We start from the raw sequence: 16,186 nt of genomic DNA, 5'->3' as shown, positions 1-16,186 counted from the left end.
CTCAGTGCAGCACCCCCGCCAGCGCGGCTCGTGAGGAGACGCCCAGCTTGCGGTAGACGCGGGCCAGGTGATCGTCCACCGTGCGGCTGCTGAGCATGAGCTTGGTGGCGATCTCCTTGCTGGTCATGCCGGTCATGGCCAGCTCGGCGATCTGCCGCTCCCGCTTGGTGAGCAGCTCGCCCCGGCGCGGGCCCCGCGCGGCCAGCCGGCGCTGCTCGCGCTCGGCCTCCTCGGCGATGACCGTCGCGCCGATGTCCAGCGCGATGCTCTTGGCCGTGGCCAGCGCGTGGTGCGGGTCGGTACGGCACGCGGCCGTCATCAGCAGCGTCCTGGCCACCTGTGGCCGCATGGCCGCGTCGCCGAACAGCCCGATCGCCTGCTCGGCGAAGGCCTCCGCGCTGTGCTGGTCGCCCTCCGCCGCGCGTACGCAGGACTGGGCGCGCAGCGCGAAGGCCCGCTGGGCCGGGAGCCCGAGCGCGTCCGCGGCAGCCAGCGCGGCGTTGGCGGCGGCGCTGGCCCAGGCCACCTCGTCGCAGCCCAGCGCCGCCTGGGTGAGCGTCTCCAGCCACATCGGGCGGTAACCGGGCTGGCACTGCGGCATGCCGACCCCGCCGCCGATGCCCAGCAGCATCCACCGCGCCCGGTCCGGTTCGCCCGCCGCCAGCAGCACCTGGGCCGACAGGCAGACCGTGGTGGCCGACCACCAGCCCTCCACGCCCGCCACCGACTCGCTGGCCCGGGTGGCCAGGTGCACGGCCTTGGTCAGGTCCAGGTACGCCAGCGACTCGGCGTGGATGGCCTGCACCAGGGCCAGCAGGGTCGGGCTGCCCGACTGGTGGGCCACGTCCTCGGCCTCCTGGCCGAACGCGATGGCCTCCGCCAGGCGGCCGGGGTGGCCGCAGATCTGCGAGGCGGCGGTGAGCACGTCGGCCAGGATGCCGCTGCGCCCGAGCGGCCTGGCCAGCGTGAGCGCCCGGCGCACGTGGCGTTCCGCGTCCGCGTAGCGCTCCATGAACAGCTCGGCCCAGGACAGCCGGGTCAGGCAGGTGAGCTCCCGCATGGCCTCGGCGTCGCTGAGGCCGTCGGCCAGCGCCGCCGCCTCCGCGATCGCCTCGCCCGCGGCCTGCGGGTTGCCCTCGTAGGCGGCGGTGAAGGCCAGCAGCGAGTGCGCCCCCGCCTCCTCCTCCGGGCTGTCGGCCGCCGCGATCGCCTCGGCCACCTCCGCCAGCGCGCCGCCCACGTCGCCCATCTGGAGCCGCAGCGTGGCCAGCTCCCGGTGCAGCCACGCGCCCTGCCCGCCCTGCGACACCTCGGCGCTCAGCAGCGAGGCGGCCTCCTGGTAGCGGCCGAGCAGCCGCTCCACCACCGCGCAGGCGGCCACCACCGCGCCGCGGGTGCCCACCGGCAGGTGCGGCAGCAGCTCGTGCATGGCCGCCCGCGCCGCCTCCAGCCGCCCGTCGAACGTGTACGCCCTGGCCAGCAGCACCCGCAACTCCACCGAAGCGGGATCGGTCAGGTCCCCGACCAGGGGGAGGGCCGCCGTCAGCCATTCGATGGCGGCGGCCGGGGCCGTCATGACCGCGTCCTTGGCGGCGTTCATCAGCGTCCGCAGGTCGGCCGGGTCGTGCCGGCTGGCCGTACGGGAGACGTGGTGGGCGACCTCGCGGACGGGGGCGCCGAGCAGGGTGAGCTCGCGGGCGGCCACCCGGTGCGCGCCCATCCGCCAGGCGGGGTCGGCCTTCTCGTAGATGAGGCGGCGCAGCAGCGGGTGCCGGAACCGGAACCGGCCGCCGTCGGGGCGGATCAGGTCGCGGGAGGCCAGCCGGCCGAGCGCCTCGGTGTGCGGGGAGTCCAGCACCATGGCGATGTCGTCAGGCGTGAACTCGTCGCCGAGCACGGCCGCCGACTGCGCCACCAGCAGCTCGGTGGCCGACAGCTGCGCGATCTCGCCCAGCAGCAGGCCGGCCAGGTCGTGGCGGTCGCCGGAGCCGCGGTCCTCCTGGGCGGCCAGGGCCTCCAGGTAGAGGGGGTTGCCGTTGCTCTCCGCGTACAGGGCGCGCAAGCCGGGCCGGTTGCCGATGAGCGCCTCCGCGTCGGTCAGGGCCAGCGGCGGGACCTCGATCCGGGTGTGCGGGACGGCGGCGGGCCCGGCCTCGGCCAGTGCGGCGGGGAGCCGTACGCCGCCCTGACGGCCGCGGTAGGCGCAGACCAGCAGCACCGGCCCGGCGGTGAGCGGGCGGCGGATCAGATAGCCGAGCAGTTCGATGGAGCCCGGGTCGGCCCAGTGCAGGTCGTCCAGGATCAGCACGGCCGGGGCCGCCGCGGCCAGCCTGCCCCGCACCTGCCGGGCCAGCACCAGCCGGTCCCCGTCCGGTAACGGGTCGAACGCCTCCTCGAAGGCGCGGTACGGCATCTCCCGCTCGTACTCGGTGGCCCGGCCGCGGAGCACGGTCAGGCCGCGTTTCTCCGCCCTCCTGGCGAACTCGGTGAGCAGGCGGGTCTTGCCGATCCCCGGCTCCCCGACCACCTCGGCGAGCCCACCCTGCTCGGCCGCCTCAGCAAGCGCGGTCAACTCCGCGACACGTCCGACGAACACGGGTCCCAGTAAAGTCCCGTAATACTACGGATGCTAGGAGTTGGGGGCAGCTGACACGGTGAATTCACCGGTCTCTGCTAGCTCGTGCCGCTTGCGGCGTCACAGGAGAACAGATGAGTGAGTTCCCCTTCCCCTTCTTCGGGGCAGGCGAAGCCAAGTACTACATGTGGGCCGAGATCCACGTGCGATTCGAGCGAGAAGCCACGAGTTATCAGCGTACGGCCATCGAATCGAGCTGTCCTGGACCGCTCCAGGACACGATCGACTGGTCCGAGGGCCGCCAGCTGGTCGTCGCCAGCGGGCTGTTCCTGCACGGTGCGCTGGCCAGGGCCTACCCGGCCAAGACGGGGGACGAGGACTACCTGGGCGAGGACGGCTGGTTCTACGCCGCCCACTCCCGGGTGGAACGATTCAATTCGGCCATCGAGTCCTGGCTCGGCTACGCCAACGATCACTGTCCGGTCATGATGGCCTACCGGGGCGAGGACAGCGACAGCGGCGGCACCGAGTTCTCCCGCTGGCACGAGTGGAGCGTCACCCAGCTGCCCCGGCTGATGCCGGAGCTGGAGCCGATCCTGGCCGAGTCGATCGCCACCCGGCAGCAGACCCACGCCACCCACATGGTGCGCGGGGTCATGTCCATGGCCCGCAGGTCCCGGGCGAAGACGTCACCGGCGCCGGGGAGTGGCGCGCCGATGTTCTGACCCGATATATGGCTAGGCTCGGGCCATGGACGCCTCCACTGCCGGCCGGCCCGAGCCGGCCTCCTGGACGAGGGACGGGGACACGCTCCGCCGTACGGTCACCGCGCCGGGCTTCCCGGCCGCGATCGAGATCGTGGTCGCCGTGGCGGACCAGGCGGAGCGCATGAACCACCATCCGGACATCGACATCCGGTGGCGCACCCTGCACTTCGCGCTCACCACGCACGACGCCGGCGGGCTCACCGACCTGGACTACGAGCTGGCCGCGCACATCGACAGGATCGCGGCCGAGCACGGCGGCTCCTAGCCGGTCAGCTCTCCGTCAGCCGAAGATCTCCGGGGGTGGCACGGGCGCGATCACGGGCTCGCCGTCCCGGATCGGCGCGGCGCCCGCGGTGAAGTTGACCAGGTCCTCGCCGTGCACGCAGCGGGCCTGGGTGAGGCCGCCGGCCGCGCTCCGGACCAGCCGGTCCACCGGCAGTTCGCGGGCCGAGCCGACCAGGATGAGGTTGCCGAACCGCCGCCCGCGCAGCACGCCGGGCTCGGCCAGCAGCAGCACGTGCCGGAAGGCGCCGCGCAGCGTGGCCACCAGCCGGCGCACGAACCTCAGGCCCTTGCCGTCGGCCGCGTTGACCAGCAGCGTGCCGCCCGGCCGCAGGATCCTGGCGATGTCGGCCAGGTATTCGGCGGTGGCCAGCTCCACGGGCATGGTCGCCCCCGTGAACGCGTCCAGCACGACCAGGTCCGCGTACGCGTCCTCGATCTCGGCCGCGCCCCGCCGGCCGTCGGTGATCTTCACTTTCAGGCGCGGTACGGACTTGAGGCTGAGCTGGTCCCGCACCAGCCGCACGAGCCCTTCGTCGGGCTCGATCACGACCTGCCGGGAGTCCGGCCGGGTGGCCGCCACGTACCGGGGGAGGGTGAACGCGCCGCCGCCCACGTGCACCACGTCCAGCGGCCCGCCGGGCAGGACGTCGATGACCGTGCCCATGAGCTGCACGTACTCGAAGTCCAGGTGGGTGGGGTCGGCCAGGTCCACGTACGACTGCGGCACCCCGCCCGCGCTGAGCACCCACCCGTACGGCCGGTCGAGGTCGCGCAGGAGCTCCACCTCGCCGAAGCTCACCGGGTACCGACCCGGCAGGGGCTCCTTCACAACCTTCGCCATTCTGTCTCCTATGCGTGATATATCCAGGAGTGCACTCTCCAACGTCCAGGAGAAACCGTATGCGCAGGCGGCCGCTGCTCGTCCTGATCTCGGTGGCACTCGCGATATTCATCTTCGGTGTCACCGGTCTGATCATGAGCAGCCGGAGCGATCCCGGTGCCGGTGAGACCATCGCCACCCCCACCGTGAGTCCCAGCGCGCCCAGCGTGCCCACCGAGGACGCCCGGGTGGACGAGGAGGGGGACACCCCGCTGGAGACCGGCACGGCGTACCTGCGGGCCTGGGCGGCGGGGGACATGGACGCCATGACGCGGCTGCTGATCGAGGTCCCGCCGGAGTTCGCCACCCTGCACCGCGAGTTCCGTACCGCCGTCGGCGCCGAGTCGATCCAGCTCACCCCCGGTGAGCCCAGCCCGACCGGCGAGAACACCGTCGAACTGCCCTTCACCGGGGTGTGGCGGCTGAAGGGCGACGACGAGATCGTCTACCCCTCCGTGCTCCTGCTGCTCAAGTCCGGCACGCTCTGGCGGGTGGACTGGCTGCCCGAGGTCCTCCACCACCGCCTCAAGTTCGGCGGCCACGTGGTCCGGCGTACGGTCCCGGGCCAGGCGCCCCGGCTGGCCACCCGGGAGGGCGAGCCGCTGCCGCTGGACAGCGGGGCGGAGCCGTACGTGGCGGATCTGGTGGCGGGGGCGCATCCGGGGGAGGCGGGCTGGATCGCGGAGATCCAGAACCCGGGGGAGGCGCCCGTGGAGCTGATCCGCGAGGAGGGCGACGGGCCCGCGCCCCGGGTCACCACCACGATCGACAGGTACATCCAGATGTCGGCCGCGCGGGCGCTGGACGGGGTGGCCCAGCCAGCCGCCCTGGTGGCGGTCCGGCCGTCCACCGGCGAGGTGCTCGCGGTCGCCGACCGGCTCGGCGGCAAGGGCGCCTTCCAGCAGAAGTTCCCGCCCGGCTCCACCTTCAAGATCGTCACAGCGGCCGCGGTGCTCGGCACCGGACTGACCGCCGACACCGAGGTGGCCTGCCCGGCCCGCTACCAGATCCCCAACGGCCGCCCGATCCTCAACTACCAGGGCAGGGACCACGGCACGATCACGTTCAGGCAGGCGTTCGCGCAGTCGTGCAACACCACCTTCGCCCGGCTCGCGGTGGAGCGCCTGACCGCCGACACGCTGACCGCCGAGGCGTCGCGGTTCGGCTTCGGCGCCGAGCTGGCCACCGGCGCGGGCGGCACCTGCGGCTCGCTCACCCCGCCGCAGAACGACGACGCGATGGCCGAGGACTCCTTCGGGCAGGGCACGGTGGAGGCCAGTCCGTTGTGCATGGCGGTGCTGGCGGCGGCGGTGCAGAACGGGACCTGGCACTCGCCGTACCTGCTGCCGGTGAACCAGATCAGGGACCCGCAGCCGCAGTCGCGCGAACTGCCCGCCGACGTGGCGGCGGCGCTGCGCACGATGATGGCGGCCGTGGTGACGGAGGGTACCGCGGTGAACGGCGGCCTGCCCGCCGGCGTGGCCGGGAAGACCGGCACCGCCGAGGTGGGCCAGGGCCGCCCGGATCACGCCTGGTTCGTGGGCTACCGCGACGACCTGGCCTTCGCGGTCTTCGTCGAGAACGGCGGCACGGGCGCGGGCGCCGCGGTCCCGGTCGCGGCGAGGTTCCTCAACGCCCTGTAGTCGCTTTTGTCATGATTGACACCAATTTGGGTGATATGAGGGCTTGGCTCGGGCCTCCTGGTGGACACGTACTAGGGATGGAGGTGGCGTCATGGTCAACAAGAATTCCAACGTCTACGCCGGAACCTCAGGAACGACCGAGGCACGATGGCAGGCGCTCGCCGTCCGCGGTGTCCTGGCCATCATCTTCGGGCTCATCGCGCTGATCTGGCCGGCGATCACCCTGAAAGCGCTGGTCATCACGTTCGGCGTGTACGCGCTGGTGAACGGTGTGTACACGATCTACGGCGCGTTCCGGGACCGGGCCAGCGGAGAACGGGGATGGCTGCTCTTCTCCGGCATCGTCAGCCTGGCCGCGGGTATCGCGGTCCTGGTCTGGCCGGCCATCACGGCCCTGGCCCTGATGCTCCTGATCGGGGCGTGGTTCCTCGTCACCGGGGTCATCGAGATCGTCGGCGCCGCCGTGCGGCGCAAGGAACTCGAGGGCGAATGGCTCATGGTCCTCAGCGGCGCGCTCGCCGTCATCTTCGGGCTGATCCTGCTGATCTGGCCCGGCGCCGGCGCGCTCGCGCTGGTCGCGCTGATCGCGATCTTCGCGATCGTGATGGGCGTCGCCATGCTGGTGGAGGCGTTCCGGGAGCGGAACGTGACACACCACCCCGGGCACCACGCGCATCCGGCCGCGGCCTGAAGCAACGGCCTGAAAAACGGCGGCCCGAAAAACAGGGGCCTGAAGAACGTCCGCGAATAGTCATCGATAGAAGGAAGGTCTTCAAAAATTCCGCCGTGTGTGAGGCAATCATGTTGTCCGGCTCAACGTGGAGGCGACATGAACGCGGTGCACACACGGCTCGGCAGGCATCTGCTCGTCGACGGGTATCGGCTGGTCCTCGACCTGGCGCGGAGCAAGGGCTCCTGGCTGGTCGATGCCCGGGACGGCAGGAGGTACCTGGACTTCTACACGTCGTTCGCGTCCTCCCCGCTGGGGATGAACCCGTTCGACGACGACCCGGAATTCCTGGCCGAGCTCGGCCGGGTGGCCGCCAACAAGCCGGCCAACTCCGACCTCTACACCGAAGAACTGGCCGGGTTCGTGGAGACCTTCACCCGGGTGCTCGGTGACCCCGCCCTCCCGCGCCTCTTCTTCGTCGAAGGCGGCTCGGCGGCCGTCGAGAACGCGCTCAAATGCGCCTTCGACTGGAAGAGCCGCTGGAATGAGGCCCACGGCCGCCACCCCGGGCTCGGCACCCAGGTGCTGCACCTGACCCGGGCGTTCCACGGCCGCGGCGGCTACACCCTCTCGCTGACCAACACCGAACCGGTCAAGACCGACCGGTTCCCCAAGTTCGGCTGGCCCCGCGTCGACGTGCCCGCGATCCACTTCGGGGACGTGGAACGGGCCGAGGAACACGCGCTCGGCCAGGCGGAGGAGGCGTTCCGCCGCCATCCCCACGACATCGCCTGCTTCATCGCCGAGCCGATCCAGGGCGAGGGCGGCGACAACCACATGCGGCCCGAGTTCCTCCAGGCCATGCAGGAACTCTGCCACCGCAACGAGGCGCTGTTCGTGCTGGACGAGGTGCAGACCGGGGCCGGGCTGACCGGGACGCCCTGGGCGTACCAGCAGCTGGGGCTGGCGCCCGACGTGGTGGCGTTCGCCAAGAAGACGCAGGTCGGCGGGATCATGGCCGGGCGGCGGGTGGACCTGGTGCCGGACAACGTGTTCCAGGTGAGCGGGCGGATCAACTCCACCTGGGGCGGCAACCTGGTGGACATGGTCAGGTCCCGGCGGTTACTGGAGATCATCGACCGGGACGGGCTGATCCCGCGAGCGGCCATCCTGGGGGAGAAGCTGCTCGGCTCGCTGCGCGGGCTGGAGGCCGACGGCCTGGTCGAGAACGCCCGGGGGCGCGGCCTGATGTGCGCCTTCGATGTGCCCCGCGATGTGCCCCGCGATGTGTCCGGCGACGGGTCCGGTCCGGCTGACCGGGATGAGCTGATCAGGAGGCTGCGCGAGGACGGCGGCGTCCTGATGCTGCCCTGCGGCGAGCGCTCGGTCCGGCTGCGGCCCGCCCTCAACGTCGCTCCGGAGGACCTGGACTACGGCGTCAGCCGCCTGCGCGCGATCCTCGAACCCGCGTGACCGGTGCGGCGCGGCGGGGCGGTCACTCCGCGGTGGCGGTGTCCGTGGTGTCGGCGGCGCGCCAGAGGTCGATCGCGGTGCCCCTCGAGTCGACGCCGAGCTTGGCGTAGATCCGGTTGACGTGGTTCTTGACGGTCTTCTCGCTCAGGAACAGCCGCTGGGCGATCTCGCCGTTGGAGTGCCCGGAGGCGATGAGGTCCATGACCTCGGTCTCGCGCTTGCTGAGGCTCGTTCCGGTGCGGTCATCGACTCTCATCCGGCCTCCGTGGGCAGAGTCAAGGCGCCGAGGCCCCCGCGCTTCCGGCGTAGCTGGCTGGTAGCTGGTTGGACGCGTGCGGTGCGACGTGTGCGGTCGGGACGCACCACGCTTGAGTGGCTAGCGGTTGAGTGCGAGCATAACCCGCGGTATGGACCTTTGGGGCGGATGTCGGCCTACTACTCGCCCATTCCGCGCAATTGCGTACGCAACCGCCTCGTTGGGCGGTGCCGTACCCCGGGAAAAGCGGAAGGCCGGTCCCGAAGGACCGGCCTCTCTCGCTGGGGTGAGTGATGGGACTTGAACCCACGACATCCAGGACCACAACCTGGCGCTCTGCCAGCTGAGCTACACCCACCATGTTCGCCGCTTGATCGCTGCGTACAAGGATGAGTGTAGCGGTTCCGAGTGCCAACTACGAACTCGTAATGGCCTCGGCCACGTCACGCGCCGTGGCCGAGTCGGGACCGGGCTGCGGGACGAACACAGCGGCCCGGTAATACCGGAGTTCCCGGATGCTCTCGGTGATGTCGGCGAGGGCGCGGTGGCCGCCCTGTTTCTCCGGCGAGGCGAAGTAGACCCGGGGGTACCAGCGCCGGGCCAGCTCCTTGATGGAGGAGACGTCGATCATCCGGTAGTGCAGGAACGCGTCCACGATCGGCATGTCGCGGGCCAGGAACGACCGGTCGGTCGCGATCGAGTTGCCGCACAGCGGCGCCTTCTTCGGCTCGGCGACGTGCCCGCGGATGTACTCCAGCACGATCCCCTCGGCCTCGGCCAGCGTGACCCCCGCGGCCAGTGCCTCCAGCAGGCCGGAGGCGGTGTGCATGGCGCGCACGACCTCCGACATCTGCTCCAGCGCCTCGGGTGGCGGCTTGATCACCACGTCCACCCCGGCGTCCAGCTGGTTCAGCTCTCCGTCCGTGACCACGCACGCCACCTCGACGAGCGCGTCCCGGCCGAGGTCGAGCCCGGTCATCTCACAGTCGATCCAGACCAGCAGGTCGTTCATGACCTAAGAGTAGTGCGCGTGGTCAGCCCGCTTGGAGCGAGTCCAGGACCCGGTCAAGGACGGACACGTTGAGGTTGTCGGGAATCGAGGCGTAGAACATCGAAGGCCGCTGCCCCGGACCCTGGTCCACCAGCACGAACGCGCCGGACTCGGTCTTCCATTTCCACTTGTTGGCCTTGGATTGCTCGCTGAAATCCATAACGTACGAGACGATCCAGGCGTCCTTCCCGCTGACCTTGATCGCCTCATTTTTCACGATCTTCCGCTCGTGCGCGGGAGTGTAAAAAATCGGTTCGTACGTGACGAGCAGCGCACTGGCCACATTCTGCAGATCCTGCGGCCCGCTGTACGGGAACGGATCAGGCAGCCGGGAGGCGTAGATCGAGCCGACCCAGTGGCTGCCCTCCTGGCCGTCGAAGTTCTCCTGCGAGATCGCCTGGTAGCCGCTGGTGAACACCGGCATCACCGGATTGTTCGGGGCGTTGATGCTGCTGGCCTCCGGCACCGTCCACGGGTCGCCGGGGAACAGGTAGGACAGCCCGGCCAGCGGGTCCTCGATCCGGTCGCCGGTCGGCTGCGGCAGTTGCGTGGGCGCCTGCTGCTGCGTGGGCCCGGGAGTGGGGACCTCCTCGGTGGGCGGCAGGGTCTCCGGCGGCAGCGCGGGCTCGCTCGCCGGCGGCCGGGCGATGGGCGTCTCGTCCCGCTGGTTGATGAAGAAGAAGGCCGCGCCGGCCACCAGGGCGAGCACCACCACGGCCGCGACGCCGCCCAGGATCCACGGCAGCGGCGAGGAGCTCTTCGGCGGCGGCCCGAACTGGGGCTGCGGCATCATGGCGGTCGGATTGGGCTGGCCCCACTGCGGCTGCGCCCCCGGGCCCGGACCCCACTGCTGCTGCGGCATCTGCTGCTGCGGCTGTGGCTGCTGCGGTTGCGGCGGGGGACCCTGCGGCGACGCGCCGGGCCCGCTGGGGTTGCTCCACGGGCTGGACGCGGCCGGCGGGGCGGACGATCCCGGCGCGGGCTGACCCAGTGCCGGCTGCACCGCCGTGGGCGCGGACGCCGGCGCGGCGGCGTCGGGCGCGGCCGGGGGCGTCGCGGCGGAGGCCGCCTGCTGCTCAAGCGGATGGGTGGCGTCGGTCCACTGCGAACCGTCCCACCAACGAAGCTGAGGGGAGCCGTATGGGTCGGGGTACCAACCGGCCGGGGTCGTCGTCATGCCCGAAAGCCTAGTGAAGTCAGCATTTGTACGAGAAGCTCGCTCTGTCCTGAATGGGTTTCCCAGTAGCGGTGTGATCCAAGATCCGCAACGTGGCGGTTCCCTTGAGGCTACCCGGGCCTGTCACCTTCCAGAGCAATGGCAAATCCACTGATTTCGTATCAGGTTCCACGCGCTGGGTTTCCCGGATCTTGCGGCCGTCGCTCTGCTCCCAGACGTACGAGAACGTTCCCGCGCCGCCGTTCGTGCTGACCTTCGCGACGATCCTGGCGGTGGAGTCGCAGCCCTGCGTCTTCTTCGGGGCCTGCACGTCCACCTTGGCCACCTCCAGGGCCAGCCCCGGCGCCTGCCGCAGCCAGAGGACGACCGCGGCGACCAGGATGGCCACCAGGATGCTCCCCGCCCAGGCCGTACGCCGCCGGGACGGGCGCCGGACGGTGGAGGCGGGGCCCACGTGGCCGCGCAGGTCCGGAGTGACCTGGGTGGACTGGTTGCGCCCCTGCCGCCAGATCTGCGCGGCGGACGTCTCGACCGGGACTCCGGGACCGAACCGCATGCCGCCGGAACCGTCCGGCTGGCCCTCGCCTGGCCGGGTCGGGTCCTGGGTGCGGATCACGCCGGGATCGAGCAGGGTGCGCATCTCGCCGGTCTCCGGCACGGCGACCGGCGGCGCCACGGGCGGTGTGCCCGCGGACGACCACATGTGCAGCGTGCGGACCAGCCGGTCCCGGGTGGTGAATCCCGTCGGCAGCACGTCCCGCCCGCCGAGCAGCGTGTCCCTGGCCGCGCCGAGGCCGCGGGTGGCGGCCACCGCCGCCGCCCGGTCCAGCAGCTGGGCGGACTGCCCGGCGGCCCAGCTCGCGGCCAGCCCCCTGGCCAGCCCCGACCAGGCGGCCACGTCCCGCTCCACCGAGGTGGGCTCGCTGCGCAGCGCCTCCAGCAGGCCGCGCTCGGCCAGCATGGCCGCGCCGTCCTCGCCGATCACGATCGTGCCCGGGTGCAGCGCGCCGTGGGTGAGCCCGGCGGCGTGCACGGTGAGCAGCGCCTGGGCCGTCTCCACCAGGATGGTGGCCGCGCTGCCCGAGTCGGGCGTGCGCCCGCCGTCGGCCAGCAGTTCGGCCACCGTGGGCATGGCCCGGCGGGCGCTGATCAGCCAGACGTCGCCGCGCGCGGTCACCAGGTCGGCGACCGGCAGCAGTCCGGAATGTCCCGCCTGCTGGAGCCTGCGGTCCGCGTTGACGGCCGCCACCAGCCGGTCGCGGGCCGCGGGATCCGCGAGCAGGCGCTGCTCGAAGCGCAGCAGCCCGGACGGCGTGCCGTCCGGTGCCACCGCGTCATGCCAGGTGCCGAGCTCGCTGATCCGGACCCGGCCGGTCAGCCGGTGCCCGGCGACGCTCCCCCCGTCGTGCATCTCTACCTACGCCTCCGATGCCTTCCCGTGAAACGCCTCACGGCAAGTGTGGCGGGAATCAGCCCGGTCGTCATCAGGCCGATGGCGAACACCCCCGCCGCGGCCTCGCCCAGCGGGGACTCCGCCGGGACGGTGCTCGGGACGTCGGTGGACGGCTCGCTCCGGGTGATGGTCGGCTCGTCCGAGGTGGGGGTGTCGGACGGGGTGGGCGTGGTGGGCTGCGTGGTCGGCGTCGGCGTGGTGGGCGTGGGCCGGGGCGTCGGCGTACGGGTCGGCGGGCGTGAGGACGGGGGCGGGTTGTTCTCTCCCGGGATGGTCGCCGTCGGCTCGGGGGTGTCCTGCGGGCTCGGCGTCCTGCTCGGCTTCCTGGAGGGCCTGGGCGTCGGCTTCTTGCTCGGCTTCGCCGTGGGGGTCGGCTGGGGCTGCGGCGGCTGGTTCGTGGGCGCGGTCGTCGGGGCCGTCGACGGGGGCTGGCTGGGCTCCGGCTCGGTGGGCTCCTCGGAGGCGACCGGCTCCTCGCTCTCCACGATGTCCTCCACCGGGATCTCGGCGTCCACCGCGGAGGGGGTCGGCGAGACCGTGGTCTCCCCGGCCGACAGCGCGGGGGAGCCGCTGAACGAGCCGACCAGCGCCGCGGTGCCGCCGGCGATGATGGCCATGCCCACCACGGTGAAGCCGATCTTCATGATCGCCTTGCTGAACAGGCCGCCCCCCAGCCGGCTCTCGTTCAGCGCGGTGGCGACCTCGGGGGCCTCCTCGGTGAGCGGGAAGAAGGGCAGCAGCAGCCCGGCCAGCGCGGCCAGGCGGCGGCGGCCGCGCTCCTCCCAGGCGTCGCCGTACGCGTCGGCGGCGATGTGCTCGAGCTCGCGCAGGAACGCCTCGGCCGACTGCGGGCGGTCGGCCGGGTGCTTGGCCATGCCGCGCTCGATCAGGGACTGGAGCTGCGGCGGGACCTCCTCGATCGGAGGCGCGGCGGCCTGGTGCTGGCGGGCCAGCGCGGCCAGGTTGGCGGCGCGGAACGGCCGGGTGCCGGTGAGGCACTCGAAGAACACGACCGTGGCCGCGTAGACGTCGGTGGACGGACCCGCCGCCGCGCCGGACCACTGCTCCGGCGCCATGTACGCCGGGGTGCCGGCCACATTGGTGCCCTCGCCGGCCCTGGCGGCGATGCCGAAGTCGACCAGCTTGCTCTGGCCGCTGGACTCCACCATGACGTTCTCGGGCTTGAAGTCCCGGTGCACGATGCCCATCTCGTGCGCGATGCCCAGGCCGATGAGCGAGCCCTTCAGCACCAGCAGCGCCGCCTCGGCGCCGGTCGGGCCCTCCGAGCGCAGCATCGCGCGCAGCGAGACGCCGTCCACCAGTTCCATGACGATGGCGGCGCCCTGCGGGTGCTCCACGTACTCGTAGAACCTGGCGGCGTGCGGGTTGCGCTCCATCAGCGCGAGCAGGCGGGCCTCGTGCCGGAAACGGGCCACGAACCCCAGGTCCGAGCGGAGCTCCTCGGACAGGTATTTGATCGCCACCAGGGTGCCGTCGGCATCGTGCCTGGCGAGGATCACCTGACCCGCTCCGCCGGTCCCCAGTTCACGTATCTCGGTGTAGCCGGGTACGCGCCAGGCGGCCGGACTGCCGTACATAACGGTCTCCTTACAATCCCCGGGCCCCCGCCACGACGAACACGCATCTTACTGATCCACAAGTGGGTGCGGCGAATAGTCACGAAATAGTCGTGAGAGCTTGTCAAAAACGGCCCGATGTGGCTTACATGACGAAATATCAGCTGATCAGTTATTGGCGCAGTACCGAGTCAACTTCCTGTCCAGCGCGCCGGCGCGGCCGAACGCGGGAACGGTCTGGGCCCGCAGGCTGTAGTACGTGTCGCACAGGCGGCCGTAGTCGTGGGTCACCGTCACCTGGTAGCTGGTCTCGCCCGAGAGCGTGAAGGTCTGCGTGTTCACGGTGTCGTCGCCCCGCAGGTAGGTCGTGGTCAGCGTGACCGGGCCGGGCCCGTCGGTCCGTACGGTCACCGTGCTGGTGATCGTCGCGCTGCCCTGGGACTGGTTGCCCACGCTGACGGTCAGGTCGGTGACCTTGGGCGGGTCGCAGGCCGCCTTGACCTCACGCTTCGCGCCGCCCGAGGACGCGGCCGGGTCGCTGGTCGCGGCGAACGCGACCGAGCCCGAGCAGACGGCTTTCGGGAAGGTGTAGCTGAAGGTCCTGGTGTACTCGGTCTGGCCGGAGAGCCGCAGCGCCTGCAGGTCGGAGGACTGGCCGCCGCCCCTGAAGTCGCCGTTCAGCTCGATCCGGCCGGTGCCGTCGGTGCGCACCCGGACCGTGGCGGTGGCGGACCTGCCCGCCTTGTCGATGGTGAGCGACTGCACGTCCAGGCCGGTGACCCCGGTGGGGCAGGCGGGGACCTTGGCGGTGGCCGTGATCGCGCCGGAGGCGGCGGCCGGGCTGGTGGTGGCGACGATGCCCCAGGTGCCCGTGCAGGGCCGGGTGCCCAGGTCGCGGCTGACCGACTTGGTGTATTTCTTGGCGCCGCTGAGCGCCATCGTCCTGGTGCCGACGACCTTGCCGTTCACGGTGAACTTCACGGTCAGCGTGGTCTTGGCGACGCCGTCGGTGACCACGGACACGGTGCCCTTGGCGACCGGCGCGGTGGCGGAGGCGGCGAGGGACAGACCGCTCACGGCCACCCCGAGCACCTTGGTCGGCGCTGCTGCCGGCGGCGTGGGATCAGGTTCCGGCGTCTCCGGAGGCGCTGCCGTGGGGGTCTCCGCAGGCGTTTCGCCGGGGGTCTCGGTGGGTGTCTCGGTGGGTGTCTCCGCCGGTTCGGGCGTCGGTGTCCCGGCTGGAGTTTCCGCGGGCGTTTCGGAGGGCGTCTCGGTGACCGGCGGGGTCGGCAGCTCGTCCGCGACCAGCGGGACCACGTCCCGCACCGGCTCGCCGTCGGCGCCCAGCGCGTACGCGGTGATGGCGCTGCCCGCCACGACCAGGGCCGCGCCCGCGATGACGACCTTGCCGAGCAGGCTGCGCCCGAACGCGCCGAGCGTCGACTTGAACAGCGTGGTGCCCACCTGCGGCACGGTCCCGCCGCCCATCGGGAAGAGCCCGGCGGCCAGGCCGGCCAGCGCGGCGAGCCTGCGGCGGCCCTTCTCCTCCCAGTCCGGCCCGTACGCGGCGACGGCCGTCTCCTCCAGCTCGGCCACGAACATGGCGGCGCTGGCGGGCCGGGACAGCGGGTCCTTGGCCAGGCCGCGCTCCACCAGGCGGCGCACCGGCACGGGCACGTCCCCGGACGGCACGGGCGCCGTCTGGTGCATGTGCATCAGGACCACGTGCTCGGTCGCCTGGTACGGCCTCCGGCCGGTCAGGCACTCGAAGAAGACCGCCGTGGCGGCGTACACGTCGGTGGCGGGGGAGGCGGGATGCCCGGCCCACTGCTCGGGCGACATGTACGCGGGCGTGCCGGCCGCGGCGGCGCCGGCGCCCGATCTGACCGCGATGCCGAAGTCGACGAGCTTGCTGGAGCCGTCGGCCCGCACGATGACGTTGTCCGGTTTGTAGTCCCGGTGCACCACGCCCCGCTCGTGCGCGGCGGCCAGGCCGAGGAGGGAGCCCTTGAGGACGGCCAGCGCCGCCTCTGGCCCGGTGCCGCCCTCGGCCCGCAACAGCGCGCGCAGCGGCGCGCCGTTGATCAGCTCCATCACGATGGCCGCGCCGCCGGGCGTCTGCACGTACTCGTACAGTTTCACCACGTGCGGGTCGTCGACCTCGATGAGCAGGCGGGCCTCGGCGCGGAAACCATCGAGGAAGCCCGGCTGCCCACGCAAGTCCTCGGAGAGGTACTTGATGGCCACATGGGCGCCGGACGCCTCGTGCACCGCGAGTACCACTCGGCCTCCGCCGCCCACGCCGAGCGTGCGCACCTCGGCATATCCGGGTACGCGCCAGTCGCCGGGGGCAACCATGGAGGCCTCCTGTGGTGGTGC

13 protein-coding genes and 1 tRNA gene are annotated in these 16,186 nt (G+C 71.8%); 5 read left to right on the top strand and 9 right to left on the bottom strand.

Features of this window, described 5'->3' with window-relative positions:
* Position 1: 1 nt before the first annotated feature.
* Positions 2-2,596: a helix-turn-helix transcriptional regulator gene (locus Aph01nite_RS21885; protein WP_204042816.1), complete on the bottom strand. Its 2,595-nt coding sequence runs from the start codon at positions 2,594-2,596 to the stop codon at positions 2-4.
* 113 nt (positions 2,597-2,709) lie between these two features.
* Between Aph01nite_RS21885 and Aph01nite_RS21880 the strand changes: the two genes are divergently transcribed.
* A complete protein-coding gene (locus Aph01nite_RS21880) occupies positions 2,710-3,300 on the top strand; it encodes a hypothetical protein (RefSeq protein WP_204042815.1) in 591 nt (196 codons plus the stop codon).
* 25 nt (positions 3,301-3,325) lie between these two features.
* Complete coding sequence (locus Aph01nite_RS21875) at positions 3,326-3,607, top strand: 4a-hydroxytetrahydrobiopterin dehydratase (RefSeq protein ID WP_204042814.1); 282 nt, start codon at positions 3,326-3,328, stop codon at positions 3,605-3,607.
* A gap of 15 nt (positions 3,608-3,622) precedes the next feature.
* On the opposite strand, the gene Aph01nite_RS21870 is transcribed toward Aph01nite_RS21875, so the two are convergent.
* Entirely contained in the window at positions 3,623-4,468 is an 846-nt protein-coding gene (locus Aph01nite_RS21870; protein WP_204042813.1) for a spermidine synthase, read from the bottom strand.
* Between the two features lie 59 nt (positions 4,469-4,527).
* Here Aph01nite_RS21870 and Aph01nite_RS21865 point away from each other — a divergent pair, with 59 nt between their 5' ends.
* The 3 genes from Aph01nite_RS21865 to lat all read left to right on the top strand — a co-directional run bounded on the left by Aph01nite_RS21865 (position 4,528) and on the right by lat (position 8,293).
* On the top strand, positions 4,528-6,150 hold the full coding sequence (locus Aph01nite_RS21865) for a penicillin-binding transpeptidase domain-containing protein (RefSeq protein WP_204042812.1): 1,623 nt from the start codon (positions 4,528-4,530) through the stop codon (positions 6,148-6,150).
* A gap of 91 nt (positions 6,151-6,241) precedes the next feature.
* A complete protein-coding gene (locus Aph01nite_RS21860; RefSeq protein WP_204042811.1) occupies positions 6,242-6,841 on the top strand; it encodes an HdeD family acid-resistance protein in 600 nt (199 codons plus the stop codon).
* 138 nt (positions 6,842-6,979) lie between these two features.
* The gene (lat, locus tag Aph01nite_RS21855; protein WP_204042810.1) at positions 6,980-8,293 is read left to right on the top strand and encodes an L-lysine 6-transaminase; all 1,314 of its coding nucleotides are present in this window, start codon (positions 6,980-6,982) and stop codon (positions 8,291-8,293) included.
* 22 nt (positions 8,294-8,315) lie between these two features.
* Here the strand turns inward: lat and Aph01nite_RS21850 are convergent, their stop codons facing one another.
* The 7 genes from Aph01nite_RS21850 to Aph01nite_RS21820 all read right to left on the bottom strand — a co-directional run bounded on the left by Aph01nite_RS21850 (position 8,316) and on the right by Aph01nite_RS21820 (position 16,165).
* Positions 8,316-8,549, bottom strand: coding sequence for a helix-turn-helix domain-containing protein (locus tag Aph01nite_RS21850; RefSeq protein WP_204042809.1), 234 nt, complete (start codon positions 8,547-8,549; stop codon positions 8,316-8,318).
* A 282-nt stretch (positions 8,550-8,831) separates the two neighbouring features.
* Positions 8,832-8,907, bottom strand: a tRNA-His gene (locus Aph01nite_RS21845).
* A 57-nt stretch (positions 8,908-8,964) separates the two neighbouring features.
* Positions 8,965-9,561 (bottom strand): oligoribonuclease, encoded by a 597-nt coding sequence (orn, locus tag Aph01nite_RS21840; protein ID WP_204042808.1) that lies wholly within the window; start codon positions 9,559-9,561, stop codon positions 8,965-8,967.
* 22 nt (positions 9,562-9,583) lie between these two features.
* Positions 9,584-10,777 carry a DUF2510 domain-containing protein gene (locus Aph01nite_RS21835; RefSeq protein ID WP_204042807.1) on the bottom strand — a complete coding sequence of 398 codons (1,194 nt, stop codon included), beginning with the start codon at positions 10,775-10,777 and terminating at the stop codon, positions 9,584-9,586.
* A gap of 19 nt (positions 10,778-10,796) precedes the next feature.
* Positions 10,797-12,188, bottom strand: coding sequence for a protein kinase family protein (locus Aph01nite_RS21830; RefSeq protein WP_204042806.1), 1,392 nt, complete (start codon positions 12,186-12,188; stop codon positions 10,797-10,799).
* A gap of 2 nt (positions 12,189-12,190) precedes the next feature.
* A complete protein-coding gene (locus Aph01nite_RS21825; RefSeq protein WP_204042805.1) occupies positions 12,191-13,828 on the bottom strand; it encodes a serine/threonine-protein kinase in 1,638 nt (545 codons plus the stop codon).
* 147 nt (positions 13,829-13,975) lie between these two features.
* Entirely contained in the window at positions 13,976-16,165 is a 2,190-nt protein-coding gene (locus Aph01nite_RS21820) for a serine/threonine-protein kinase (protein WP_204042804.1), read from the bottom strand.
* Between the last annotated feature and the right edge of the window lie 21 nt (positions 16,166-16,186).

It is taken from the genome of Acrocarpospora phusangensis (assembly GCF_016862995.1).
Lineage (GTDB): Bacteria > Actinomycetota > Actinomycetes > Streptosporangiales > Streptosporangiaceae > Acrocarpospora > Acrocarpospora phusangensis.
This window is presented reverse-complemented; position numbering and strand designations above follow the sequence as displayed.